Origin of the sequence: Pseudomonas sp. NFPP02, from assembly GCF_900119355.1 — a bacterium.
Taxonomy (GTDB): Bacteria; Pseudomonadota; Gammaproteobacteria; order Pseudomonadales; family Pseudomonadaceae; genus Aquipseudomonas; species Aquipseudomonas paracarnis.
In genome coordinates, this window is sequence record NZ_FPJI01000007.1 from 205,859 (window position 1) to 231,440 (window position 25,582).

General features: G+C 58.2%; 28 protein-coding genes, 1 tRNA gene and 1 pseudogene. 17 read left to right on the forward strand and 13 right to left on the reverse strand.

What is annotated here, in order from left to right; all coding sequences use genetic code 11:
• Window position 1: 1 nt before the first annotated feature.
• The 4 genes from secD to queA form a co-directional block, all read right to left on the reverse strand.
• Window positions 2–1,870, reverse strand: a complete 1,869-nt coding sequence (gene secD, locus BT204_RS14460) for a protein translocase subunit SecD (protein ID WP_003194025.1) — start codon at window positions 1,868–1,870, stop codon at window positions 2–4.
• A gap of 62 nt (window positions 1,871–1,932) precedes the next feature.
• Window positions 1,933–2,271, reverse strand: a complete 339-nt coding sequence (yajC, locus tag BT204_RS14465) for a preprotein translocase subunit YajC (protein WP_003175975.1) — start codon at window positions 2,269–2,271, stop codon at window positions 1,933–1,935.
• 43 nt (window positions 2,272–2,314) lie between these two features.
• Complete coding sequence (gene tgt, locus BT204_RS14470; protein ID WP_175550971.1) at window positions 2,315–3,430, reverse strand: tRNA guanosine(34) transglycosylase Tgt; 1,116 nt, start codon at window positions 3,428–3,430, stop codon at window positions 2,315–2,317.
• 5 nt (window positions 3,431–3,435) lie between these two features.
• The gene (gene queA, locus BT204_RS14475) at window positions 3,436–4,485 is read right to left on the reverse strand and encodes a tRNA preQ1(34) S-adenosylmethionine ribosyltransferase-isomerase QueA (RefSeq protein ID WP_034128030.1); all 1,050 of its coding nucleotides are present in this window, start codon (window positions 4,483–4,485) and stop codon (window positions 3,436–3,438) included.
• 108 nt (window positions 4,486–4,593) lie between these two features.
• Between queA and BT204_RS14480 the strand changes: the two genes are divergently transcribed.
• A tRNA-Leu gene (locus tag BT204_RS14480) sits at window positions 4,594–4,678 on the forward strand.
• 83 nt (window positions 4,679–4,761) lie between these two features.
• Window positions 4,762–5,091, forward strand: coding sequence for a hypothetical protein (locus tag BT204_RS14485; protein WP_072447231.1), 330 nt, complete (start codon window positions 4,762–4,764; stop codon window positions 5,089–5,091).
• 7 nt (window positions 5,092–5,098) lie between these two features.
• On the opposite strand, the gene BT204_RS14490 is transcribed toward BT204_RS14485, so the two are convergent.
• On the reverse strand, window positions 5,099–5,734 hold the full coding sequence (locus tag BT204_RS14490) for a LysE family translocator (RefSeq protein ID WP_054897816.1): 636 nt from the start codon (window positions 5,732–5,734) through the stop codon (window positions 5,099–5,101).
• Between the two features lie 156 nt (window positions 5,735–5,890).
• Between BT204_RS14490 and BT204_RS14495 the strand changes: the two genes are divergently transcribed.
• Window positions 5,891–6,262, forward strand: a complete 372-nt coding sequence (locus tag BT204_RS14495; protein ID WP_014719840.1) for a PH domain-containing protein — start codon at window positions 5,891–5,893, stop codon at window positions 6,260–6,262.
• 80 nt (window positions 6,263–6,342) lie between these two features.
• On the opposite strand, the gene BT204_RS14500 is transcribed toward BT204_RS14495, so the two are convergent.
• Together BT204_RS14500 and BT204_RS14505 are read right to left on the reverse strand one after the other, a co-directional pair.
• The gene (locus BT204_RS14500) at window positions 6,343–6,918 is read right to left on the reverse strand and encodes a PIN domain-containing protein (protein ID WP_072447233.1); all 576 of its coding nucleotides are present in this window, start codon (window positions 6,916–6,918) and stop codon (window positions 6,343–6,345) included.
• Window positions 6,915–7,385 (reverse strand): helix-turn-helix domain-containing protein, encoded by a 471-nt coding sequence (locus tag BT204_RS14505; RefSeq protein WP_054922011.1) that lies wholly within the window; start codon window positions 7,383–7,385, stop codon window positions 6,915–6,917. The genes BT204_RS14500 and BT204_RS14505 overlap by 4 nt, the downstream gene beginning before the upstream one ends.
• 193 nt (window positions 7,386–7,578) lie before the next feature.
• Between BT204_RS14505 and BT204_RS14510 the strand changes: the two genes are divergently transcribed.
• The 3 genes from BT204_RS14510 to BT204_RS14520 are packed head-to-tail and all read left to right on the forward strand — an operon-like array spanning window position 7,579 to window position 9,461.
• Complete coding sequence (locus BT204_RS14510; RefSeq protein ID WP_072447235.1) at window positions 7,579–8,733, forward strand: S-type pyocin domain-containing protein; 1,155 nt, start codon at window positions 7,579–7,581, stop codon at window positions 8,731–8,733.
• A gap of 7 nt (window positions 8,734–8,740) precedes the next feature.
• Window positions 8,741–8,998: a colicin E3-like toxin immunity protein gene (locus BT204_RS14515; protein WP_072447236.1), complete on the forward strand. Its 258-nt coding sequence runs from the start codon at window positions 8,741–8,743 to the stop codon at window positions 8,996–8,998.
• A 55-nt stretch (window positions 8,999–9,053) separates the two neighbouring features.
• A complete protein-coding gene (locus tag BT204_RS14520) occupies window positions 9,054–9,461 on the forward strand; it encodes a barstar family protein (RefSeq protein WP_345769710.1) in 408 nt (135 codons plus the stop codon).
• 20 nt (window positions 9,462–9,481) lie between these two features.
• Here BT204_RS14520 and BT204_RS14525 read toward each other — a convergent pair whose 3' ends face one another.
• Window positions 9,482–9,856 (reverse strand): c-type cytochrome, encoded by a 375-nt coding sequence (locus tag BT204_RS14525; protein WP_034128041.1) that lies wholly within the window; start codon window positions 9,854–9,856, stop codon window positions 9,482–9,484.
• Window positions 9,857–9,886: 30 nt separating this feature from the next.
• Window positions 9,887–10,318: a bleomycin resistance protein gene (locus tag BT204_RS14530; protein ID WP_072435022.1), complete on the reverse strand. Its 432-nt coding sequence runs from the start codon at window positions 10,316–10,318 to the stop codon at window positions 9,887–9,889.
• Between the two features lie 162 nt (window positions 10,319–10,480).
• Between BT204_RS14530 and BT204_RS14535 the strand changes: the two genes are divergently transcribed.
• From BT204_RS14535 to BT204_RS14565, 8 genes are all read left to right on the forward strand, one after another.
• Entirely contained in the window at window positions 10,481–10,843 is a 363-nt protein-coding gene (locus BT204_RS14535; protein WP_003194033.1) for a response regulator, read from the forward strand.
• 212 nt (window positions 10,844–11,055) lie between these two features.
• Window positions 11,056–11,670 (forward strand): biliverdin-producing heme oxygenase, encoded by a 615-nt coding sequence (locus tag BT204_RS14540; RefSeq protein WP_054897819.1) that lies wholly within the window; start codon window positions 11,056–11,058, stop codon window positions 11,668–11,670.
• Entirely contained in the window at window positions 11,667–13,910 is a 2,244-nt protein-coding gene (locus BT204_RS14545; protein ID WP_057975057.1) for an ATP-binding protein, read from the forward strand. Before BT204_RS14540 ends, BT204_RS14545 begins: the two co-directional genes overlap by 4 nt.
• Before the next feature lie 267 nt (window positions 13,911–14,177).
• Entirely contained in the window at window positions 14,178–14,399 is a 222-nt protein-coding gene (locus tag BT204_RS27445; RefSeq protein ID WP_125919832.1) for a hypothetical protein, read from the forward strand.
• Between the two features lie 157 nt (window positions 14,400–14,556).
• Window positions 14,557–16,455 (forward strand): alkaline phosphatase D family protein, encoded by a 1,899-nt coding sequence (locus BT204_RS14550; RefSeq protein ID WP_072447238.1) that lies wholly within the window; start codon window positions 14,557–14,559, stop codon window positions 16,453–16,455.
• Window positions 16,456–16,592: 137 nt separating this feature from the next.
• Window positions 16,593–17,606, forward strand: a complete 1,014-nt coding sequence (locus tag BT204_RS14555; protein ID WP_054922000.1) for a sensor domain-containing diguanylate cyclase — start codon at window positions 16,593–16,595, stop codon at window positions 17,604–17,606.
• Between the two features lie 109 nt (window positions 17,607–17,715).
• Window positions 17,716–18,969 carry a 2-aminoadipate transaminase gene (locus BT204_RS14560; RefSeq protein ID WP_054921996.1) on the forward strand — a complete coding sequence of 418 codons (1,254 nt, stop codon included), beginning with the start codon at window positions 17,716–17,718 and terminating at the stop codon, window positions 18,967–18,969.
• An 84-nt stretch (window positions 18,970–19,053) separates the two neighbouring features.
• Window positions 19,054–19,770 carry a hypothetical protein gene (locus tag BT204_RS14565; protein WP_034128720.1) on the forward strand — a complete coding sequence of 239 codons (717 nt, stop codon included), beginning with the start codon at window positions 19,054–19,056 and terminating at the stop codon, window positions 19,768–19,770.
• Between the two features lie 49 nt (window positions 19,771–19,819).
• Here BT204_RS14565 and BT204_RS14570 read toward each other — a convergent pair whose 3' ends face one another.
• The 3 genes from BT204_RS14570 to BT204_RS14580 all read right to left on the reverse strand — a co-directional run bounded on the left by BT204_RS14570 (window position 19,820) and on the right by BT204_RS14580 (window position 23,069).
• A complete protein-coding gene (locus BT204_RS14570) occupies window positions 19,820–21,019 on the reverse strand; it encodes an MFS transporter (protein ID WP_169918863.1) in 1,200 nt (399 codons plus the stop codon).
• A gap of 175 nt (window positions 21,020–21,194) precedes the next feature.
• A complete protein-coding gene (locus BT204_RS14575) occupies window positions 21,195–21,866 on the reverse strand; it encodes a helix-turn-helix transcriptional regulator (protein WP_219857398.1) in 672 nt (223 codons plus the stop codon).
• Window positions 21,867–21,986: 120 nt separating this feature from the next.
• The gene (locus tag BT204_RS14580; RefSeq protein ID WP_072447240.1) at window positions 21,987–23,069 is read right to left on the reverse strand and encodes a pyoverdine biosynthesis transaminase PtaA; all 1,083 of its coding nucleotides are present in this window, start codon (window positions 23,067–23,069) and stop codon (window positions 21,987–21,989) included.
• A gap of 211 nt (window positions 23,070–23,280) precedes the next feature.
• Between BT204_RS14580 and BT204_RS14585 the strand changes: the two genes are divergently transcribed.
• From BT204_RS14585 to BT204_RS28155, 3 genes and pseudogenes are all read left to right on the forward strand, one after another.
• Window positions 23,281–23,886, forward strand: a complete 606-nt coding sequence (locus tag BT204_RS14585; RefSeq protein WP_080757657.1) for a helix-turn-helix transcriptional regulator — start codon at window positions 23,281–23,283, stop codon at window positions 23,884–23,886.
• The gene (locus BT204_RS14590; protein ID WP_014719862.1) at window positions 23,873–24,736 is read left to right on the forward strand and encodes a queuosine precursor transporter; all 864 of its coding nucleotides are present in this window, start codon (window positions 23,873–23,875) and stop codon (window positions 24,734–24,736) included. Before BT204_RS14585 ends, BT204_RS14590 begins: the two co-directional genes overlap by 14 nt.
• Window positions 24,729–24,836: pseudogene (locus BT204_RS28155) on the forward strand (outer membrane lipoprotein carrier protein LolA); the annotation flags it as partial. The gene BT204_RS14590 and the pseudogene BT204_RS28155, both read left to right, overlap by 8 nt.
• Window positions 24,837–24,843: 7 nt before the next feature.
• Here BT204_RS28155 and queC read toward each other — a convergent pair.
• A complete protein-coding gene (gene queC / locus BT204_RS14600; protein WP_072447243.1) occupies window positions 24,844–25,542 on the reverse strand; it encodes a 7-cyano-7-deazaguanine synthase QueC in 699 nt (232 codons plus the stop codon).
• Window positions 25,543–25,582 lie beyond the last annotated feature (40 nt).

Below are 25,582 nucleotides of genomic sequence, written 5' to 3' on the forward strand. Positions count from 1 at the left end.
CTTAAATCCACAACTTCTTGAAGTCACGCCCGCCAAAGATCAGGTTGACCATTGCGCGGGTCACCATGATGGCCGTGAACATCGAGGTAAAGATCCCGAGGGACATGGTCACCGCAAAGCCTTTCACCGGGCCCGTGCCCATGGCGAAGAGAATCCCGCCGACCAACAAGGTGGTCAGGTTGGAGTCGAGGATCGCGGTAAATGCCCGGCCGAAGCCTTCGTTGATTGCACGCTGTACGGTCATGCCGGCGGCGATCTCTTCACGAATCCGCGAGAAGATCAGCACGTTGGCGTCCACCGCCATACCCATGGTGAGTACGATACCGGCGATACCTGGCAGGGTCAGTGTGGCGCCCAGCAACGACATCAAGGCCAGCAGCATCACCATGTTGCCCGCGAGGGCGACAGTGGCGATCACACCAAAGAAGCGGTAGATGGCGATGATGAACAGCGACACGAACAACATACCCCACAGCGCCGCATCGACACCCTTGGTGATGTTGTCGGCACCCAGGCTCGGGCCGATGGTACGTTCTTCAGCGAAGTACATCGGTGCCGCCAGGCCACCGGCACGCAGCAGCAACGCCAGCTCGGAAGACTCGCCCTGGCCGTTCAGGCCAGTGATACGGAACTGAGCACCCAGCGGCGACTGAATGGTCGCCAGGCTGATGATCTTCTTCTCTTCCTTGAAGGTCTGCACTGGCACGTCTTTCTCGACGCCATTGACCATCTGCTTGGTGTAGGTGGTCACCGGGCGTTGCTCGATGAAGATCACCGCCATGCTGCGACCGACGTTGCTGCGCGTGGCGCGGCTCATCAGTTCGCCACCGTGGCCATCCAGACGGATGTTCACTTCAGGCGTGCCGTGCTCGCCGAAACCGGCCTTGGCGTCGGTCACCTGGTCACCGGTGATGATCAAGCCACGCTCGATCAGCGCTGGAGGGCGGTTGCCTTCGCGGAATTCGAATTCTTCGGAAGTGGCACGCGTAGCGCCTGGGTCTGCCGCGAGACGGAACTCCAGGTTGGCGGTCTTGCCGAGGATACGCTTGGCTTCAGCGGTGTCCTGTACGCCTGGCAGCTCAACCACGATGCGGTTGGCGCCCTGGCGCTGCACGATCGGCTCGGCGACACCCAGCTCGTTGACGCGGTTACGGACCGTGGTCAGGTTCTGCTTGATGGAGTATTCGCGGATTTCAGCGATCTTGGCCGGGCTCATCGCCAGACGCAGCACCGCTTGACCATTGAGGTCGGCCGGTACGATGTCGAAGTCATTGAAGTTCTTGCGGATCAGCGCACGGGCCTGTTCGCGGGATGCTTCGTCAGCAAAGCCCAGCTGGATGGCGCCGTTGAGCTGCGGCAGGCTGCGATAACGCAGCTTCTCTTTGCGCAGCAGGCTCTTCACGTCGCCTTCGTAGACCTTCAGACGTGCGTCCAGGGCCTTGTCCATGTCGACTTCCAGCAGGAAGTGCACACCACCGGACAAGTCCAGACCCAGCTTCATCGGGTGCGCGCCAATGCTGCGCAGCCATTGTGGCGTGGTCTGGGCCAGGTTGAGCGCGACAACGTAGTCGTCACCCATGGCCTTGCGTACGACATCCTTGGCCGGCAATTGGTCTTCTTGCTTGGTCAGGCGCAACAAGCCGCCTTTGGAACCAGCCGCCAAGGTTGCCGCTTTAACCTGGATGCCCGCGTCGTTGAGCGCTTTGCTCGCACGGTCCAGATCAGCCTGATTGACCTGCAGCGAAGTGCTGGCGCCAGAGATCTGGATCGCCGGGTCATCAGGATAGAGATTGGGAGCGGAATAAATAAAACCGATCGCCAGCACCGCCAGGATCAGTACGTATTTCCACAGAGGGTATTTGTTCAGCATCACGCCGCCCGCTTATAACGCGGGGCGCCTTGCGCGCCCCGTCGATTGGTAAAGGTTGTTACTTAGATCGCTTTGAGCGTGCCTTTAGGCAGCGTGGCGGCGATGGCGCCCTTCTGGAACTTCATTTCCACGGTGTCGGAGACTTCCAGTACCACGAAAGCATCGGAAACCTTGGTGATCTTGCCGGCGATACCGCCAGTGGTCACGACTTCGTCGCCTTTTTGCAGGCTGCCCAGCAGGTTTTTCTGCTCTTTGGCGCGCTTGGCCTGTGGACGCCAGATCATCAGGTAGAAAATGACCAGGAAGCCGACCAGGAAAATCCACTCGAAACCACCGCCCATAGGGCCGGCAGCAGCAGGCGCAGCGGCGTCAGCCATGGCGTTAGAGATAAAAAAGCTCATTTAGCACTCCAGTTGCAAATAGTGAATCTTAGGGTCGGAAAACTCAGTCCAAGGGCGGCACAGGGAGGCCACGCTTGGCATAGAAGGCATCGACGAAGGCGGCCAATGTACCCTGTTGAATAGCCTCGCGCAAACCAGCCATCAGGACTTGGTAATGACGCAAATTGTGGATGGTATTCAACATGCTACCCAGCATTTCCCCACACTTGTCCAGATGGTGCAGATAAGCACGGGAGAAGTTCTGGCAGGTGTAGCAGTCACAGGTAGGATCCAGCGGCGAATCATCATGGCGATGGAACGCGTTACGGATCTTCAGCACGCCTGTATCGATGAACAGATGCCCATTGCGGGCATTACGGGTTGGCATCACGCAATCGAACATGTCCACACCGCGGCGCACACCCTCTACGAGATCTTCCGGTTTGCCAACGCCCATAAGGTAACGAGGTTTGTCTGCGGGCATCAGGCCTGGCAGGTAATCGAGCACCTTGATCATTTCGTGCTTGGGCTCGCCCACCGACAGACCGCCGATGGCCAGGCCGTCGAAGCCGATCTTGTCGAGGCCTTCCAGCGAGCGTTTGCGCAGGCTTTCATGCATGCCGCCCTGGACAATACCGAACAGCGCCGCCGTGTTATTGCCATGGGCGTTCTTCGAACGCTGGGCCCAACGCAGCGACAGCTCCATGGAGATACGCGCCACGTCTTCATCGGCCGGGTACGGTGTGCACTCGTCGAAAATCATCACGATGTCCGAGCCCAGGTCACGCTGCACCTGCATCGACTCTTCCGGGCCCATGAACACCTTGGCGCCGTCGACCGGCGAGGCGAAGGTCACGCCCTCTTCCTTGATCTTGCGCATGGCGCCCAGGCTGAACACCTGGAAACCACCAGAGTCGGTGAGGATCGGGCCTTGCCACTTCATGAAGTCATGCAGGTCGCCATGCTTCTTGATCACTTCCGTGCCCGGGCGCAGCCACAGGTGGAAGGTATTGCCGAGGATAATCTCGGCACCGGTGGCGACGATGTCGCGGGGCAACATGCCTTTGACGGTGCCGTAGGTGCCGACCGGCATGAAGGCCGGGGTCTCCACAGTGCCGCGCGGGAAGGTCAGGCGGCCGCGACGGGCTTTGCCGTCCGTAGCGAGCAATTCAAACGACATACGACTCATAAGTTGTCCTCAGGGCCGCGCGGCGCCGGGTTACGGGTGATAAACATCGCATCACCGTAGCTGAAAAAACGGTACTCGTTAGCAATGGCGGCCTGGTAGGCAGCCATGGTTTCCGGGTAACCGGCAAATGCCGACACCAGCATCAACAGCGTGGATTCCGGCAAATGGAAGTTGGTGACCAGGCAATCGACCACATGAAAAGGTCGCCCTGGAAAAATGAAGATATCGGTGTCGCCACTGAACGGCTTGAGCACGCCATCACGCGCTGCACTCTCCAGCGAACGCACACTGGTGGTACCCACGGCAACCACTCGACCGCCACGTGCCTTGCACGCCGCCACCGCATCCACCACGTCCTGGCTGACTTCCAGCCACTCGCTGTGCATATGGTGGTCTTCGATGTTATCCACACGCACCGGCTGAAACGTACCGGCCCCCACGTGCAGGGTCACATAGGCCGTGTCGACGCCCTTGGCGGCAATCGCATCCAGCAGTGGCTGGTCGAAATGCAGCCCGGCAGTCGGGGCGGCGACGGCGCCGAGGCGCTGTGAGTACACGGTCTGATAGCGCTCGCGGTCCGCGTCTTCGTCGGGGCGGTCTATATAAGGAGGCAACGGCATATGGCCGACGCGCTCCAACAGCGGCAACACTTCTTCGGCAAACTTGAGCTCGAACAAGGCATCGTGGCGCGCGACCATCTCGGCTTCGCCACCGCCCTCAATCAAGATGCTCGACCCCGGTTTGGGCGATTTGCTGGAGCGCACATGGGCGAGCACGCGGTGGCTGTCCAGCACCCGCTCCACCAGGATTTCCAGCTTGCCGCCGGATGCTTTCTGGCCAAACAGCCGCGCCGGAATCACCCGGGTATTGTTGAAAACCATCAGATCGCCTGGGCGCAAATGCTCAAGCAAATCAGTGAATTGACGGTGTGCGAGGGCACCGCTGACCCCGTCCAGGGTCAGCAGTCGACTGGCGCGACGCTCGGCCAAAGGGTGGCGAGCGATCAGCGAATCAGGGAGCTCAAAAGTAAAGTCAGCAACGCGCATGATGGGGTTCGTCTAGCAGGGCCGGGAAGTCTAGCGGAAATAGTGAAAATAGACCATGAAACGTGATTGACCAACGGTAATCTCATCTCTATACTTCGCCGCCATTGAGCCCTGATGGCGGAATTGGTAGACGCGGCGGATTCAAAATCCGTTTTCGAAAGGAGTGGGAGTTCGAGTCTCCCTCGGGGCACCATCTTAAAGAAAGACCTTGAAATTCAAGGTCTTTTTTTTCGCCTGCAAAAAAGTGCCAGGCGTGGCAGTGGAGGGAGCGGGACCATGGAGTTGACGCTTGAAGCGGTTGCGTTGTTTGCGTTGAAGCTGGTGCATGAGACTGACGACGGCAGCCCGTTGCTGCGCGATGATCCCGTGATGGAGGGCTATGATCGCGAGGTGTTTGGGTTGTTGGTGCGCCAGGGAAACCTGGCCGAGATCCAAGTGAAGCTCGATGAATGCCTGTCTCTGGCACTCGACACCCTGGGTGGCGCCGATACCGTCATGGGTCGCGAGTTGCAGCGGCTCGCAACGAACGTGCGCGAAGCACCGACCCTGGAAATACTCGACGCCCCGCTCCACGCACTCAAGGGTTACCTGAAAGCCATCCTGTGACGTGGACTTACTTGCGCCCTTCCACCGCCATCCGCACCGCCAAGCCCATCAATACCGACCCCATCAGCCAGCGCTGCAGCACCTGCCAACCAGGCCGGGTGACGAAGAACACCGCGATGGAACCCGCCATGCAGGCAATCACCGCGTTGACGCTCACGCTGATAAGAATCTGCAGGGAGCCCAGCGCCAGGGATTGCACCAGCACACTGCCATGACCGTTCGGGTCGATGAACTGGGGCAGCAACGACAAATACATCACCGCCACTTTGGGATTGAGCAGGTTGGTGACCAGCCCCATGGTAACCAACTTGCGCGGGCTGTCCTTGGGCAAGTCGCGCACCTGGAATGGCGAACGCCCACCCGGCTTGACCGCCTGCCAGGCCAGGTACATCAGATACAGCGCCCCGCCGAGCCGCAGCGCGTCGTAGGCAAACGGCACCGCCATCACCAACGCCGTGATACCCAGCGCCGCGCACACCATATACACCACAAACCCCAGCGCCACCCCGCCCAGGGAAATCAACCCGGCCGTGCGCCCCTGGCAGATGGAGCGGGAAATGAGGTAGATCATGTTCGGCCCCGGTGTCAGTACCATGCCGAGTGAAATCAGGCCGTAGGCGAGCAAGCTGGACATATCAGGCATGGATTGGCTCCTGGTTTTTTAAGCTGCCAGCGTGAAATCCTTCGCCGACGCGGTCGTGTTGAGCGTCATGCTAGGGGCTTGCAGGCCCAGGCGTTAGATACAGATCCGCAAGCAAAACGTCATACACCGACGGCACCACTTACCCAGGACAGGCACATGATCGACTTCAACAACAAAGGCTTCTTCAAGCTCAAGCAAAACAACGAATACGCCGAACGCGTAGCGGCCCTGCTGCTGGACGGCGAAGAAGTGGTCGACGCGTACAAGGCCATGCGCGACGGCGTCGTGTTCACCACCAAACGCATCATCGCGGTTAACGTGCAGGGAATTACCGGCAGCAAGAAGGACTTCACCTCATTGCCGTACAAGAACATCGTGGCGTACTCGGTGGAAACGTCCGGGACGTTTGATCTTGATTCGGAGTTGGAGATTTACTTTTCGTCGTTGGGGAAGGTGAAGTTCGAGTTCACTGGGAAAACTTCGATCGTGGAAATCTCGCGTCTGATTTCCAAGCACCTGCTGAGTTGATCCGCAGGCATAAAAAAGACATTGGCGTTTCAAGGTATTTTTTATTGTGGTTCAACTGACGTACACCGGGCTCATCCTGCTCACAGCATCATTTCATAAGGTCCCATTGCCTTGCTAGTCTGCACCAAGCCCTGCCGCATCAACATTTCGAGATAGCTTCCCGCCTCCATCGCGGGCTTCTTCAACGCCCTCCTCTGCTTCTGCGCTGCTCCCAACAATGCCGCCTGATCCAAATCCCAGAGATCCGAAATAAAGTCATCCGGATGCATCGGTTCAATGTCATAGGCAGCCAATACATGCGGTGGAAAGTCTTTCAAATTGAAGGTCACGATAACCTCAGCTTTACTTCGAATGGCCGCTGCCAACACATGCCGGTCATCCGGATCTGGTAAATCCAAACTCGAACACAGGTCCTCATATCCGGTCACCAGAGCGTCAGGTATCGCAATGTCCATAAGCGCCGACGTGCAGTCCACCTGAGCCGCCGTAAGATCGGGTCGGTTCTTGAGTACGTTGCGCTTCCACTCATCCTGAATCTGGGCAGTCCATCGCGCTCGATACAAACCAGACAAACCAAGCCACATGAGTAAGTCCCTAAGTGCCGCAGGATAGAGAACACAAGCGTCGTATACCGCAGTAAAGGGCGAACACCTCATCCGTCATACCCCATTCCCAACTCCTGGGCCTGTTGAACCAGCGCTTCCATTGCCTCTTGGCTTTGCTCGTCACGCCGTTGCTTGAACGCCATCAAATCCGAAAAGCGGACTCGCCGATGTCGACCCGTTTTTGTAAAAGGGATAGCGCCGTCCTCGAGCATTTTGACCAAATGCGGGCGTGACACATTAAGCAGGTCGGCCGCCTCCTGCGAGGTCAACTCGGCATGAACCGGCACTACCTTGACGGCATTGCCGAGCGCCAATTCGCCCAGAATATCGACCAGCAGGCGCAGTGCGGAGGTTGGGAGTACAAGCCTGTGTGGCTTATCTTCTTTGTCGAAGATGTCGATGCGCTGGGTTTCAAATTTGGTCGACAATAGGGACGCTAATTCACGCTGGCCTTGCACTGCCGCCTCGACTTCTTTTTCCAGCGGAAGGATCGTTTTTGGAAGGTTGTTGATGGTCATGATGCAACTCCGGTCTTGCGCAATTCAGTTGAGGCCAACGCTAAACGAAACAAACGAAAATCGCAATATTCGAAACAATGCCGGCGACTCACGTACCAGTCAACTTTTCCCACATCAACTGAAAATTGAGCTGATATCGGTTCCTGACTCCCCCTCATAGGCTCACTCCCTCGCGCAAGGAAGTGAATCGGTCATGTCAGAACGCTTTTATCCACCCACCGAACAAGCGTTACTCAAGCGACGAATCCTCACCCGGCAACCGTCGCGTATGCCGTATTCGCCTACTGTCGATTTTTTCGAGCCATCCCCTGCCCCGCCACCTACACCAGCCAAACCTCCCAGCTGCGTCTTCATCAAGCCATGCCAACTGCCTGACGGTATCGCCCATTACTCGAGCCCCACCGGTTTTGTTCCACTGGAACTGATCAAGGAGTACAGCCATTTAAGTCTGTTGGGCGGGCGCGAAGTGGACGCCCGAGGCGCGGTTGCCTTGCGCAAGATCAGCGGCAGTGCACTGCCAGCCGGCTTAGGGCAGTTGGCATTGCGTACAGCGTTTTTGGAATCGGCGGCCACAGTCAGCGCATCCGTCGCTGGTAGCCTGTTGACAGGGTTGGTAGCGCTGGCTTGGCCGTCGGATCTAAGTGATAGCGCGCTCTACAACGAGGAACAATTGCGTTCGCTGCAACGAGCGCGTTCGCAGATGCGGCTGCATATCGAGCAACGCGACGACGGCACGCTCAAGGGGTATGGGTTTTACACAGGTAACAATGCCGATTGGCAGATGATTGATGTGGTGCAATTTCAAAACCGCAGTGGCCAGTTAGTAGCAGATTTGAATAATGGCGTAGAGCTGATCTGGACGCCCTCCGTTGATCCAAATGACACCTTAGGTATTCCGGCATTGGAGGCTGCGCCGCAAGCACCGGTGATCTGGATCTACCCACCGACGGGAACGGCGGCGCAGATTCTGGTTAACCCTATTTACCCACCGGACTATCGGGATTTTATTCTGGTGTTTCCGGCGGAGTCGGGGGTTCGGCCGCTGTATGTGGTGGTAGGTGCCAAGGCTGGGGATCACAAGTACCACAAAGCGCCTGACACTGAACAAATAACTGGCTTTGAAAAACTGATAAAAGCAAAACCCAAGACTCCCAGACAAGGAGGCGCCGGGCTGAGAGAACGCTGGATTGAGGAAAAAGGTCGGAAGATCTATGAATGGAACTCTCAGCACGGGAAGCTGGAGGTTTATCTAGCAAGTGATGGGAGCCATATAGGTGCGTTCAACCACATAAGCGGCGAGCAGCTAAAAGGGCCGATCAAAAAACGAAACATCAAAAAATATTTGTGAGGACTACATGGGACTAAAAATAAGGTTGGAATGGTTCGACAGAACCACAGAGAGGCTAAGAGGAACGGAAAGTTCAGCGGACTGCGGAGATGACTATTCGGTGATTTCCACGCTCGGGTTGTTGAGCGCAGCGGAAGTCAATAACGGCATGTTTGAATTGCGCAGGGAATGGCTATCAGTGATACAGCCGCGCTTTTCTCATGAAATTGCTCTTTCAGAAAGTGACTACTTCATCGCATTTGATTACGAAGTTTCAAACGACTAATGACTCAAAGAATTCAGCCTGAGCTATAGCAGATGAAAAAGCAAATGGTGCACAAGTGACCCGTTCATCCCTCTTCAAAATTGACCTTAGCCGCATCCAGAACCACAAAGAACTTCACGCCACGCTGTGCACTTCACTCAACTTTCCCAACTGGTATCGCCAAAACTGGGATGCTTTTTGGGACGCCATCACCGGCTTGGTAGAAATGCCTGATACGCTTGAGTTTTCTGATTGGGATATTTTTTCAGAGCACCTACCCCGCGATGCCAAGATGCTATGGGAGTGCTTGGCTGAACTCGCGACCCTTTTACCCGGACCTTGCGTCGCGGGTTCAGCAAGGCTTTTTTGTAGGAGCGAGCTTGCTCGCGAAAACGTCAACGATCACGCGTGCTTCCTGAATGAATGCGACGCCTGTGAGCTTTTCGCGAGCAAGCTCGCTCCTACAGAGGACAGAGGACGGTGATGCGTGCCAGCCTGGGCATCTCACTTGGGCTGGAATGTCTCCAAATACGCCAGGATATTTTCAATCTTCTCCTGGTCACTGATCCCCCAGAAGATCATCCGCGTGCCACTGACCACCGATTTCGGGTCTTCAATGTAGGCCGCCAGTTTTTCCCGCGTCCACACCACGCCCGAGTTCTTCATCGCATCCGAATACTGATAGTCCTGAGTGGTACCGGCAGGCCGGCCAATGATGCCGTTCAGTTCCGGGCCAAAACCACCCCGCGCGCCTTCACCAATGCTGTGGCAGCCGCCGCAGGTCTTGGTGAACAATTTGCCGCCCGCCTCGGCGTCGCCCGCAGCGAACGCGGGTGCGGCGATAACGGTCAGGGCGAGGGTCAATAACACATACTTCATTCACGTCTCCCTATCGGCTGTTGCCTTGGATTATGCCTGTTCGACCGGCCTTTCTCCCAGCCGCTGCACCAGACGCACCAGATACCCGTCCGGGTCTTGCACGATGAACTGGCGCTGCCCGGCCTCCACGTCACCGGCTCGGTACCAGGCGTCCTCTACATCGCGGAACAAGGGCCAGCCGATCTGCGCCAAGCGTTGCAGGATGGGTGCTACGGCGGGCACATCGATTTGCAGGTTGATGCCGCGCCCGAATGGGGGCTGCAACGGTGCGGTAAGCCACTGGCCGGCCTCGGGGTCGTATTGTTCGAGCATGATTTGCGCGCCGTTAAGGTCGAGGTAGGCAAAGCCTTCTTCTGCGCGCTGATAGGCAATAGCGAAACCTAACTGTTCGATCCAGAACGCCAGGCTCGCGCCAAGGCGGGTGACGATCAGTTCAGGCACGAGTGGGTTACGGTTGAACATGGCATTCCTTGGAGGGCAGGGTGGCGTTCACCTTAACGGATTGTCGTGCCCATGGCTCACAAGCAGCCAAATGACCACCCATCGTTTAAAAAACATCCAATCGAACCTATATACCCAACCCCTACTCCACCTTACTGAACCCCTGATGGTGGAGTAAGGATCATGGCTCAGCCATCGATTTTGGTATTGGAAGACGACGAGATCATTCGGGCGTTGATGGTGGATGTGCTGGAAGACTTTGGTGCGGTAGTGACATCGTTTGCATCGGCAGACGAAGGGATGATTTACCTGGAGCGCGGCGATGACCCGGTGGATTTGATTGTCAGTGATATTCAAATGCCCGGCTTGCTCAATGGTTATGACTTGAGCCGTGTCGTCGCCCACCGGTGGCCTGAAGTACAGGTAGTGCTGACCTCAGGTAATACGAAAATCGCCGCCGAGCTGGGCAGTTCCGTGCGGTTTCTGCCCAAGCCCTGGAGTACCGACCACTTGCTTGAGTGCGTGCAGACAGCATTGACGCACTAGGGCCAGTCCCGGGATTGATAGCAGCGCGATATCATTTCAACCGAACTTGAGGGCTAGTTCTGCGGTCATGTAAGGTGCAGGGAGCGACTTTTCTGATCCGCTGGTCAGCCTTTTCGCTTCTGCGTTCAGCTGACGACAATGAGTCGTGTAGAATCGTCGCCCATTTTCACGCGTCATTCATGGCCGACAGGCCCACAGTTCGAGCTCATTGAATGCATTCACAGGCCCATGACGTTAGTGCGCCCTCCTTGTTGGAAACGTTGCGCACGGGCACGGGCCTGCTGCATGTGGCGTTGGAACAGCGCCTGCCGTTTTTTTCCGAGCGCCTGGATGCCCAGTGGTATCGGCGCTTGCTGCAGGCGTACCACGGCTTTTATCAGCCAATGGAAGCGGCGCTGTATGACAGCGGTTTGATTCCCGACGGATATGAGTCTGCGTTGCGTGTGAAAACGCCAACCCTGGTCCATGACCTGCACGCGCTCGGCCTGACTGAGCACGCCATCCATGCCCTGCCTCGCTGTACCCAGCTCCCCCTATTAGACACACCGGCTGCGTGCCTCGGCGCCCTGTATGTGCTGGAAGGCGCCACCCTGGGCGGCCAAGTGCTGCGCCGGGAAATAGCCCTGCGCCTGGATGTGAACGCCGACAACGGCGGTGCCTTTCTCAATGTATACGGCGCCGAGACCGGACGGCGCTGGAAAGATTTCCTCGATTATCTGGGCCGTCAGCCACTGGATACAGATGCCGCCGTGCGCGCGGTGATGGCGGCCCGCTCGACATTCAGCGGCTTTGAGCAATGGCTCGACAGCCAGGAGGTATTGCTATGAAACCCGAAGATTTTGAAGAGCTGCTTGCCAACTGCGCCGACGAACCCATTCGTTTTCCGGGGGCCATCCAGCCCCACGGCGTGCTGCTGACCTTGTCGGAACCTGGCCTGAACATCATTCAGGTAAGTGCCAACGTCGGTACGTTGTTCGGCCACGCCCCCGAGGCGCTGTTGGATCAACCGTTGCACAGATTGATTGGCGAGGAGTACGCCCAGGCCGTGCAAACCATGGCCGAGGACAGCGCATTCCTGGACTCGCCGCCCCTGCTGATAACCTTCAAGGGTGAGCAGTTCGAAGGCCTGTTGCATCGCCATCAGGGCGTGTTAGTGCTGGAATTCGAACCACGGCTCAAGGATTTCAAACCCCGAGCGCACAGTGGCCGCACCAGCGACCTGGGCAAGATGCTGCACCGCCTGCAATCGGCAAAGACCTTGGAGGCGCTCTACGCCATCACCGTCAACGAAATCCAGGCCATGACCGGTTATGACCGGGTGCTCATCTATCGCTTCGAAGAGGAAGGCCATGGTCAGGTGATCGCCGAGGCCTCGGCGCCGTCCATGGAATTGTTCAACGGGCTGTTCTTCCCCGCGTCCGACATCCCCGAGCAGGCTCGCGAACTGTATCGCACCAACTGGCTACGGATCATCCCGAATGCATCCTACGAACCGGTACCGCTGGTGCCCAAATTGCGCCCGGACACCGGGCAGCCTCTGGACCTGAGCTTCGCCACCCTGCGCAGCGTGTCGCCGATTCACTGCCAGTACATGCAGAACATGGGCGTGTTGTCGTCCATGAGTATTTCACTGATGAAGGGCGACAAACTCTGGGGCCTGATCAGTTGCGGCAACCGTGAGCCGCTGCTGGTGCCCAACGACCTGCGCATGGCCTGCCAGACCATCGGCCAGGTGTTGTCATTGCAGATCAGTGCCATGGAGGCCCTGGAGCTGAGCCGCCAGCGCGACGAGAAAGTCGAAGCGCTGGCGCTGCTGGATCGGGCGATGAAAGCCTCTGCCAATAACGTATTCGACGGCTTGGCCCAGCAAGGCCGACTGCTGATGGACCTGACCCTCTCCGGCGGCGTGGCGATCATCGAAGACAAGCAATTACACCGCTACGGCAACTGCCCGGAACCGGCGCAGATACGCGCGCTGCACAAGTGGTTGCAGGGCGACGGCGCACCGGTATTTTCCAGCCATAACCTGGCCTCGGTTTATCCGCCGGCCGCCGAATACCAGAGCGTGGCCAGCGGCGTGCTCGCCATGAGCTTGCCCAAGCCTGTGGATAACGGGGTGCTGTGGTTTCGCCCGGAAGTCAAAGAGAACATCCACTGGAGTGGCGACCCGCAGAAGCCGCTGAATCTGGAAACCTGCGACGCGGGCATGCGCCTTCGCCCACGCACCTCGTTTGAAATCTGGAAAGTGGAAATGGCTGGTATCTCCACCAAGTGGAGCCATGGCGACCTGTTTGCCGCCAACGATTTGCGCCGCTCGGCCCTGGAGAACGACCTGTCCCGCCAAGTGCTGCGCGAGCAACAAGCGGTGCGTGCGCGGGACGAGCTGGTCGCGGTGGTTTCCCACGACCTGCGCAACCCCATGACCGTCATCTCCATGCTCTGCGGCATGATGCAAAAAGCCTTCAGCTCCGATGGCCCCCACACTTCACGGCGCATTTCTTCCGCCATTGACACCATGCAACAGGCTGCCGGGCGCATGAACGTGTTGCTGGAAGACTTGCTCGACACCTCGAAAATCGAGGCCGGGCGCTATGTGGTCAAGCCGGTGGCGCTGGACGTCAGCCAGATTTTTGAAGAGGCGTATTCGCTGCTGGCGCCCCTGGCCTCGGAAAAGGGCATCGACCTGTCGTTCAATGTCGAGCCTGGCCTGCAAATCAAGGCCGACCCGGAGCGCTTGTTCCAGGTGCTGTCGAACCTGATCGGCAATGCGATCAAGTTCACTCCGCGCCAGGGCAACATCGGCATCAGCGCCATGAGCGCCGGCGAGGAGATTGTATTTTCGGTGCGCGACTCCGGTGAGGGCATTGCGCCGGACGATTTGCCCCATGTGTTCGATCGCTATTGGACCCAGACTGAAAACAACCCCACCGGCAGCGGGCTGGGGCTGTATATCACCCAAGGCATCGTTAAGGCGCATGGCGGCAGGATCGAAGCCGAGAGCAAGCAGGGTCAGGGCAGCGAGTTTCGATTTACCGTACCGAAGGTGACGATTGAGGCAAACAACTGAGCCATTTGCCGGCAGGGGCAACCATATTGCCCCTGCTGCCCCATAACCGAGGACGGAAAACCAAACATATACTCATACAACATTGCATTTCTTTAACAAAGTTTCAAAATAAAACAACCAAAATTCAACAATAAAACCAACTCACCCATCACAAACAGAAACATAGAACACCTCGCAAAAAACACCGAACTCCACTAACTTACGCCGAGCACTGTTACAGGGAAGAACATGCCATGTAAACCATGCCATTAATAGTGAGGCGTTACCGTGTTCAATTCTACCGGCTTTAATCCCGTCAATACTTACATTTCCCAATCCGCCCCCGACCAAGACACCCAAGCCAGCGAGAAGGTCAACTCACGCTCGAAACGAAGCCTCGATCAAATCGCTCCCGATAATTCGATTAATGACAATGGGGTCACCGCAGACAGAGGCGGCAGACGTAATGGTGGTGGCTTGGACAGTCTCGGCAAAGGCCATGTTCTTTGAGTAAACTTACTTAAGCGCAACTACTAAATAAGTAGCGCCCAGGGCGCTGCTTATTCATTAATAGCCACAACATATTACTGTCTGACGTTCGTTGACGAAATGCCGACATTTTCAGCGTTATACTGAGTGCTTGTCTTGTTAGTGAGCCGATCGCGTCATGCCTGAACTGCAGTCACTTCCCCCCGTACTTGCCGGCCCGTTGCTGCGCCGCCTGGAACCAAAGCGTGTGGTGCTATGGCTGGTGGCGAGCCGGGAACTGAAGCTGGTTATGAGGCTGCAGCACGCTCAGGGATCAACGCTGGATATTCACCTTCATGCACATTGTCAGATCGTTCCCGTCGGGCGCCATTCGTTTATCCACTTGATCTATGTGCCCCTGACTGACGCCCTGCCTCTGGATGTAAACATCCACTATGACCTGTTTATTGACGGCTGCGGAATAGCCCAGTGGGCACCCCATCTGCTGTACGCAGGCGCCACGCTGCCCGATTTCGTCGTGCATGGGCGCATCCACCAACTGGTCCACGGCTCCTGCCGCAAGCCTCACCATCGCGCTGATGACGGGTTGCTGTGCATTGATCGTCTGCTGGCGCAAGCTCCCACCGTGGCACAACGCCCCGCCTTGCTGATGATGAGCGGCGACCAGGTCTACGCCGACGACGTCGCGGGGCCCATGCTGCGGGCAATTCATGAATTAATCGCGCGCCTGGGCCTGTTCGACGAATACCTGGAAGGGGCCGTGGTTGACGACAGTGCCGCCCTCTACGGGCATCGCGCCAGCTATTACCATCGCGCCGACCTGCTCCCCGCGCTGGACAGTAACGAGACCTTGCGTGAGCGCTTTTTCGGCGGCGTGAAGAAACCGATTTTCACCAGCAGCACCGCCGATAATCACCTGGTGACCTTTGCCGAAGTGATCGCCATGTACCTGCTGGCCTGGTCGCCCACACCGTGGACACTGATCTCCCCCCAACCGCCGCAACTGAGCGCGCAAGAACAGCAGCGTTATGCCCGCGAACAGATACAGATCGATCAATTTCGCAGTGGCCTTCCAGGGGTCGCCCGGGTATTCGCCCACCTCTCGACCCTGATGATCTTTGATGATCACGACATCACCGACGACTGGAACCTCAGCGCCCAATGGGAAGAAACTGCCTACGGCCATCCCTTCTCCAAACGCATCATCGGTAATGCGTTGATGGCCTATCTTTTATGCCAGGGCTGGGGCAACCAGCCCAAGGTGTTTGGCGAACTGGTGAGCCAAACCCAGGCACTTGCCAACCAGGCGCAAGACAACCACCTGGACGCCACACAGCAGGATGAGCTAGTCACCACACTGCTGAAATTCCAGCAGTGGCACTACGTATTGCCCACCACCCCGGCGCTGGTGGTACTCGACACCCGCACCCGACGCTGGCGCAGCGAGTTCACCCTCAAGCAACCTTCCGGCCTGCTGGACTGGGAAGCCTTGAGCGAACTGCAACAAGCGCTACTGGACCACCCGTCAGCCATCATTGTCTCGCCCGCGCCGGTCTTTGGCGTCAAGCTGATCGAGACGGTGCAGAAGGTTTTCAGCTGGTGTGGCTTCCCACTGCTGGTGGACGCCGAGAACTGGATGGCCCACCGCGGCGCTGCCCAAGTGATTTTGAATATCTTCCGCCACTCGCGCACACCGGGTAACTACGTGATCCTTTCCGGTGATGTGCATTACTCGTTTGTCTACCAAGTGCTGATCCGCCACCGCAACGGCGGCCCCAATATCTGGCAAATCACCAGCAGCGGCATCAAGAACGAGTTCCCGCCGCGCCTGCTGGAATGGTTCGACCGCCTCAACCGCTGGCTCTACTCCCCGCGTTCGCCGCTTAACTGGTTTACCCGCCGCCGCACCATGCAGGTGGTGCCCTATATTCCAGAGCACGCCGAAGCGGGTGAGCGGTTGTGGAACTCGGCGGGCATTGGCCAGGTGTTTTTCAATGAGCAGGGCCAACCGCAAGCCATTTACCAGCACAACGCTGATGGGAAGCCTCGAACAAAGATGATGGCGCCAGAAAAATAGCGTTTCGCCACTCGTCAAAAGCAGCACACCTGCCCTATTCAAAGCGCGCAAGCGCCGATGTACAGTAGCGCCAGCCACGGAGTATCGGCGTCAACCATGACTGGCCTTGGGCGCCAGCCCCCGCAGGAAGCGTGCAGATGGACGATACATCCGGCAAAGAACCGCTACGCCATGAGGTTTCCGACCTTAACGTAGACCTGTTGCACGCCATCATGGAACTGGTCAGTGACGGCATCTGGGACTGGAACGCCAATACCGGCTTCGTCTACCGCAATCCCGGCTGGTACGAAATGCTTGGATACTCCCACCACTCCCTGGAAAACAGCGTCTTCACCTGGGAGAACGTGATCCACCCCGAGGATTACCCTCGCGTGATGACGGTGTTCGATGACTACATCAGCCAACGCGCCGCTCATTACCGGGCCGAATACCGTTGCCGAAAAGAAGACGGTACGTACCTCTGGATCGAGGACCGCGGCTACGTCATTGCCCGCAACCCCGACGGTTCCGTGGCGCGCATGGTCGGCGCACACCGCGATATCCATACGCGCAAATGCTCCATCGAACAGTTGCAAAAGCGCAACCAATCCCTGGAAGCGCTGGTCGCGGAGCGCACGCTTGAGTTGTCGCGCGTCAACCAGCAACTGCAATTGCAACTGGACGAAAACCGCTCTTTGGCCGAGCGGGACGCCCTGACGCGCATCGCCAACCGGTACCGCCTGGAAAAAGTGCTGCTGGAGGAATGCGACCGCGCCGAACGCTTCCGCCTGCCCCTGGCACTGGTGGCCATGGATGTCGATGACTTCAAGCCAATCAATGACCAATACGGCCATGGCGTCGGCGACCAGACCCTGATACGGGTAGTGGAACATCTGGAAGCCTGCGTGCGTAAAAGCGACTTGCTGGCGCGCTGGGGCGGCGATGAGTTTATGGTGGTGCTGCCCAAAAGCAGCCTGGACGAGGCCAAAGAGTTGGCCGAAAGGATTCGCCATAAAATCAAGGAGGCGGCCCCCTTGGGCGCCTTGAACGTTACCCTGAGCCTGGGCGTGGTGGAGCGGCGCATGGGCGAGTCCCCGGCTGCGCTGATGGCGCGGGCCGATCAAGCCTTGTACCGATCCAAGGCGGCGGGCAAGGATGGGGTGTCGGAATAGTCGCAGCTCCTTCCAAGGTGGAATGACACGGCGACTTTATTTCGTTTGCGGCAAGGCCGGGCGCGCGGCTTAGATAGCGCTGCGCCCACCACTGCCGAGTCCCAGAGCCATGAGTCACGCTAGCATCAGCCAGTCGATTTCCATCGTTCACCCCATCAGCCTCAGTCACGGTAAAAACGCCGAGGTCTGGGACGCTGCAGGCAAGCGTTACATCGACTTTGTCGGGGGTATCGGCGTGCTCAACCTGGGCCATTGCCACCCGGCCGTGGTGGCGGCCATTTGCGAGCAAGCGGCCCGGCTCACCCATTACGCGTTCAACGCCGCACCGCATACGCCCTACATCGAGTTGATGCAACGCCTCAGCGCCTTTATCCCGGTGGGTTACCCCGTCAGCGGCATGCTCACCAACAGCGGTGCAGAAGCGGCAGAGAACGCTTTGAAGATCGCCCGTGGTGCCACTGGTCGCACGGCGGTGATCGCCTTCGACGGTGCCTTCCATGGGCGCACCCTGGCGACCCTCAACCTCAATGGCAAGGTCGCGCCCTACAAGCAGAAGGTCGGCGTACTGCCCGGCCCTGTATATCACCTGCCCTACCCCAGTACCGATAACGGCATGACCTGCGCCGACGCGCTGAAGGCGATGGAGCGTCTGTTCAGCGTGGAAATCGACATAAACGATGTGGCCTGCTTCATCATCGAGCCGGTGCAGGGCGAAGGCGGTTTTCTAGCCTTGGACACTGAGTTTGCCCAAGTCTTGCGACGCTTCTGCGACCAGCACAACATCCTGCTGATCATTGATGAAATCCAGTCGGGTTTTGGTCGCACCGGCCAGCGTTTCGCCTTCTCGCGCCTGGGCATCGAGCCGGACCTGCTGCTGCTCGGCAAAAGCATCGCCGGCGGCATGCCGCTGGGGGCAGTGGTCGGGCGCAAGGCGCTGATGGACAACCTGCCCAAAGGCGGCCTGGGCGGCACCTACTCCGGTAACCCCGTCGCCTGCGCGGCGGCGCTGGCGACCCTTGAGGTGATGAGCGACAAAAACCTGCACGCCTGGGGCGTCGCGCAGGAGGCCGCGATTGTGGGTCGCTATGAAGCCTGGCGCGCGCAGCAACTGTCGCCCTACCTGGGCCGCCTCACCGGTGTCGGCGCCATGCGGGGCATTGAACTGGCCCACGCCGACGGCACACCCGCTCCCAAGCAACTGGCGCAACTGCTGGAGCTGGCGCGAGAGGCTGGCTTGCTGCTGATGCCCAGCGGCAAGTCGCGGCACATCGTGCGCTTGCTGGCCCCGCTGACCATTGAACCTGCGGTGTTGGAGGAAGGCCTGGATATCTTCCAGGCGTGCCTCACACAGCTGGACGAATAGCGGGCTGCCTTGACCTGATCCCCTCACCCGCTGAAAATGCCCGACGTTTTTTTGTCTCTCCGCATACTACGCAGTGAAATTTTAATGTCTGATTCCTACACCGAAAAATCCGCCGAAGAATCCGTAGTCGCCCTGTACGCCAAAGCCGAATACGAAAACGCCATCAATCTTTCACAGCATGTGCCAGCCGCCAAGATCATCAGCGAGATGGTGCTGGACGCGTTTCATACCTCCAAGGAAAGCGACCAGATCCGCGAGCTACGCGTTGCCATCCGCCAGGCCCACGATGCCTTCGACGATGACAAAGCCTATGACCTGATGGGCCAGCTCAAACAATTGAAAGACGCCGAAGCCGCAGACAACGCCGCCCTGGAACACCTGAGCAGCCAGTTCTCGATCAGCCGCATCCTGTCCAGCTTCAAGGACGATCCCGAGTTCCAGGAATTGGTCTATGGCCTGGCCCTCAAAGTGCTTAACCAGTCGCACCAGGCCATCAGCAACCCGAGCGCCGGCAAGGGCAAGGCTGCACGCGCCAAGAAAGACACCGAAGTGTTTGTGATCAGCAAGGATGGCATCAGCGTCACCTTGCCGCTGCGCACGCCGCGCTCCAAGCTCAATGTGGACCGCGAAGCGCTGGAGTTCCTGGGTTTCACCTTTGTGGGCGAAGGCAGCGAGGCGGAACTTGCGAGCGAAACCTTCATCGACAACAGCGGCGCCGAGCAACCGGTCACGCGCAAGAGCATCGTGACCGCGCTGCAACAGCAAAGCGCCTTTGACGGCTACGCCATCGCCGCCCAGTAAGTAGCTGACGCAACCAGGCGCGCGCGCAAGGCGCAGCGCCGGTTGCCGTCTACGCCTCTTTATTCCACAACACCGCCGAGCTTTTCATCATCCCCACGGCGATTGCGAACAGCAACAACACACAGCCTGCCAGCAGCCACGGTGACGGCAAGGTTGGCCGGGCCAGCAACATGAACGCCAACGAGGGCGCGATCATCACGCCGATGTTGACGCCCGCCGAGTAGTAGCCAAGGTTGCGGCCCACGCTGTCGCGGCTGGAAATGCTGCTGACGTAGTGGGTGATCGCGGGGAACACAATCATCTCGCCCAGGCTCCACAACACCGTAGCAAGCACCAACAGCGCGCCGACCTGACCAAAGCCCATCAAGAAGAAACCGCAGCCTGCCAGCAACAGGCCAATGATCAGCGAGCGACTGCTCGACAAGTGCGCCATGCGCAGGTTGATCGGCACTTCAAACACAATCACTAGCAACGCATTGATAAAGAAGATGATGCCCACGTAATAGGCCGGCAATTGGGTGTAGTTGATGATGTACGCCGACAGAAAAGTCGGCGGCAATGCGTAAGCCACGTGCACCGGCAGCGCTGCCAACAGGATCACCAGCAGTCGCGAACGCTCATGAGCCGCCACCTCGGGCAAGCCCTCGCCTTTGACGGCGACAGGTACGCCTTGGGTGGCCTGCCGAGACCGACCAAACCGCAGGCAGGCGGCGAAGGCCAGCAGGGACAGCACGGCATTGATGTAGAAGACCGCATCGGCATTGCTGAGGAAGATCAAGCTGCCCAGTAGCGGCCCGATGGCCATGCCGATGTTGATCGCCAATCGGTTGCAGGAAAACGCCACTTTGCGTGACTCAAGATTACTGTGAGCCACTGTCTCGGAGAACGCGGCCGGTGTGAAGGCTTCGTAACAGGCCCCCCAGAGAAACGACAACAGGAACAGCGCGAGCAGGTTATCCACCGAGGGAATGACCAGCAGCAACACCGCGTTGAACAACAACGAACCGAGAATGACCCGGTTGGCCGAAAACCGCTTGATCACGGCGCCGATGATCAGGTCGGTACACAGGGCGCCCGCGCCATACACGCCGACCAACAGGCCTGCCGTACCTGCCGATATCGCGTGTTGATGAATCAGGTACGCCGCGTAAAAAGGAAACGCCAGGGTGCCCGTGCGGAACACCAGCGTGATCATGAACAATGCTTGCAACCGCGCATTAAGGCCGCGCAAGGCGTGAAAAGTACCCATCAGCGCAGCACGCTGGCACAGGTGTGGAGCAAAGCTGCAGAGCGGCTCATCCGGATGTCCTTTCGCAATGGCGGCGCCGGTGTGTCCGGCGCCAAACTCCATAGCTGGGCAAACTAATGCAGCACTGTGCGGCGAACAAGCTACCCATTTGGACAGGTAGGCGGTGATTGCGGCCTCAGGCCGGGTGGCGGATATAGCCCAATTGCAGGGCCTTGCCGATTGCTGATTTGCCGTTGCTGACCTGCAATTTGCCGAAGATATTCTTCATATGAAACTTGACCGTATGGGAGGTCATCGACGTCAGGAGTGCCACTTCGTTGTAGGTCTTGCCCAGGCTGACCCAGGACAATACTTCGGTTTCCCTTGGGGTCAGCACCGTCTGTTGTTCGACAGGCGCCGCGTGATCTTCCAGGGCCTCGTCGTACATCGAGACCAACAGCATCTGCAGTTCACTTTGATGGGCCAGCACGGTCTCGCGAAATTGCCGATGTTCGCCGAAGCTGCACAGATTGAGCACCGAGTAGAAGCCACGATTGCCATGCACGATAAAACTGGCGCCCTCGCCAACGGGTTTGTAGGGGCCCGGCACCGGCACCGCCTCATCGGCCACGGCCAGCAGGTGTTCATCACTCCAGAAAAATGGTTTGATCCGCGTACGGGTCAATGAAACCAGCTCGCCACGCCGGTAGAAATCGTCGGCCGTGTCGGAAGGCTCCATGGCCTCGGGGTAATTGGACACAATCTGCGCTTGGTCCAGCGTCGGCCCACACTGGTAGACCTCGAAGTGTCCCAGGCCACGGCGGCTCAGCTCGGTATCGAGCAAGCGGCGCATATCCTCGGGCAGCATGGGCGATTTTTTATCGGGTTGGCCATTAGGTCGCACAGGTGTCTTCCTTGATCATTCAACCCGGTCGAGCATGCAGCATGCCTGGCTTACCTGTCCAGGCAACGGATGCAAACCCAGGGGCTAGACCTGCGCCGCGAACGCCTCGCGAAAGCGCTCCATCTCCTGCTCATTGCCCACCGTCACCCGCACCCACTGCGGCCAGTCCTTCCACACCCGCCCGACCAGTACATTCCGTGCCGCCAACTGCTCAATCACCTGCTCTGCCGGGCGCTTCACGTCGATCATGAAGCAGTTGCTGTGGGAAAAGGTGCAGGTAAAGCCTCGGCCCTTGAGCCAGGCGATCGTCTCATCGCGCAACCTGGCATTGAGCGCTCTGCGTTGGCCCACCAGTTGCGCGTCTTCCAGGCTCGCACGGGCGGCCAGCAAGCTGGCGCCGGCCGGGACGTTGTCGCCGCCGAACACGGCCAACCGCTCCAGTAGCGCCGGGTGGCCGATCGCCAGGCCCAGGCGCGCACCGGCCATGCCATAGATCTTCGAGAAGGTACGCAGTACCAGCAGGTCGTGGTGTTCCCTGACCCAACTTACGCAACTGGGGGCGTCGCAGAAGTCGATATAAGCCTCGTCCACAACCAGCACGCTGCCCTTGGGTTTATTCACCAGAGCGTGGCGGATAGCCTCGGTCGAGGTGAGCGTACCGGTCGGGTTGTTGGGGTTGCACAGGTACAGCATGCCGGCCTGTGGGTCCGCGGCGAGCATGGCGTGCACATCGTGGGCATGCTGGGCGTCGAGGTTAACTTCATGCACCGGCGCCTTGATCGATTCGGCCGCCTGGCGCGGTACTTCGTAGGACGGCGTGGCCATCACCAGGCCGCGGGTCTGGCTGGCGAACGCCAGCACCGCGTAACGCAGGGCAGCCATCGAGCCGGCAAATACCCCGATGTTTTCTTCGGCGATGCCCTGTTGCTCGGCAAACAACGCGGCCAATGCATACATGTCCGGGTAAGGGTAACGCCCGGAGGCTGCAATCGCGCGCTGCATCGCCTGGCGAGCCGCGTCTGAAGGGCCGTAGGGGCTTTCGTTGTAATTGAGTAGTACCTTGTCAGATTTCGTCGGCGCCGGGCTGGCAAGCGCCCAATTGAGCTGCCCCAACACAGGCAGGGCCGCGCCCAGGGCGAGAAGGGATCGACGACTGACACGCACCATGGTGACTACTCCTTGTAGAGGCGCGAGGGATTCGCGCTGGCCGTTCAGAAGAGTATGACGAGAAAGCCGTTGCCTGATTTACCACCGAGGCGTATCCCTGCACTCAGTACTTTATTGTTGTAGCGGGCGCATGCAACACTTTCACTGCCGCGAACCCTCAAGAACGGGTTCTGCCGGCATGGACTGATGACTAAATGGAAGTGGTGAGCACTTGATACACAGACGGGAAAAAACCGAGCACTTGAAGAGCAACATCAAGTACTTGATCAAGAGTCGTGGCGAAACCCAGCTTTCGTTAAGCAGTGCCGCCGGCCTGACCAGGACCACCATCTATAACATCCTGGAAGGCAAGGTCGTTAACGTACAGCAGTCGACGATACGCAAGATCTCTGACTTCTTTGGCGTCTCCTACGAAGAAATCGAGACGATCAGTTTTGAAGCCAAGGAAGTCATCGAGAGCAATGTTTCCCCACTGGGTAACAAGAACCCGGCGGCAGTGCCTGTGCTCAAGGAAAGCCTGCTCATGCAAAGCCTGGGCAAGCGCATCGGTGAGCTGGCCACGCTTCATCCGCTGACCTACTACTTTGGCAGCGCCTGCAACCTGATCGGCGTGCGCCTGGAGCACGGGATTCCCGGCCTCAATGAACCGGGGGACTTGCTGATCGTGCAGAAAGGCTCGTCGAGCGACGATAAAGAAAAACTGGTGTACGACCGCGCCACCAAGAAGCTGTTCATCACCCTCGAACCCTGCGGGAACTCAGAGCGTTTGTGTGTCATCGGCGACATCCTTGAGGAGCGCTTCAATGACAACGTCTGAGGGCGCCGTGGAAAACAGCAAATACAAGTTGCTGGGCTTTGAAAACGACAAGCGCCTGGCGGTGATCATGGTGATCGCCACGGGCAAGGTCCTCAAGATCAAGCTGAGTGAAGTGCTCAGCAGTGAAATGATGGACAACTTCAACAAGATGGAAATCAAGAACCTGTACAAGAAGTTCTACTCCCAAGGCGGAACGCTGACCGCCTACGATATAAACGACCGCAATGAAAACTCCTGGATGATCTACATCATCCTGAACTTGCTGCTGTTCACCTTCTATATCTTCACCAGCATTGCCGCGACCAAACCGATTTACCTGGAGTCGTTGGGCATCATCGTCACGCCGGGCACGTTCCTGTACCCGCTGACCTTCTTGATCGTGGACTTGCTCAACGAGAATTTTGGCTTGCGCCTGGCCAGGCGAGCCATTCTGTTTGCGTTTGCCAGCAACGCGATGATCATCATCCTGCTGTATGGCTCCACGTTCCTGCCAGGGCTACCGGGCTGGAAGCTGGATGGGCCTTATACCGACGTGATCCTGCAAGTGTCGTCGGTGCTGGTGGCCTCTTCGGTCTCGTTCCTGGTGTCGGAGAATATAAATTCCTACTTGCTGTGCAAGATCAAGGAGCTGACCAACTCCAGGTATCTATACCTGCGGATATTCCTCAGTACGTTCTTTGCGGTGATTATCGACAGCTTCCTGTTCTGCTTTATCGCCTTCTACGGGGCGATGCAGACCAGCGACATCCTCAGCATGATCTATGTACAGATCGCGATCAAAGTCGGCTTTGCGTTCTTCAACATCCTGCCGGCCTACGGGGCACGTTCATTGTTCAAGCGCTATCAATAATCCTGTAGGCGCGAGCTTGCTCGCGAAGAACGTCAACGATCACGCAGCGCATCTGGTGGAACGCGGCGCTCTCAGTTTTTTCGCGAGCAAGCTCGCTCCTGCAAGGGTTATTTCAGTTTCAACTTGTGCTTGAGGCTCTGCATGACAGGTGTGTTGTTCTGCAGGTAGTCATTCAAGCCCCGAGCGCGCAGGTTGCACGCGTCACACTCGCCACAGCCGGTACCGATGATGCCGTTGTAGCAAGTCAGCGTCTGCTCGCGCACCAGCTCCAGTTGCCCGTGGTAATCGGCCAGGGCCCAGGTCTCGGCCTTGTTCAGCCACATCAACGGCGTGTCCAGGCGCACGTCGTATTCCATGCCCAGCTTGAGGGCCTGGTTGAGTGCTTTGACAAACTCATCCCGGCAATCGGGGTAGCCTGAGAAGTCGGTTTCGCACACACCGGTGATGACGGTCTCGGCCTTCACTTGATAGGCGTAGATCGCAGCCAGGGTCAGAAACAGGATGTTGCGCCCCGGCACAAAGGTGCTCGGCAGGCTTTCACCCGAGCTGTTCACGGTCGGCACCGGGATGTTGTCGCGCGTCAGGCTACTGATCGCCAGCTCATTGAGCAGGGACACATCCATCACTTTGTGCACAGTGGCACCCAACTGCTTGGCCAATTTCTGGGCCACTTCGATTTCTGCCACATGGCGCTGGCCGTAATCAAAGGTAATGCAGTGCACTTCGTCATACAGCGGCAGGGCCTGGATCAGACAGGTGGTCGAATCCTGCCCGCCACTGAAGACCATCACGGCTTTTTTACTCATTGCATTGCTTCCTGCATTTGTAGAATGGGGGGTAGGAGCG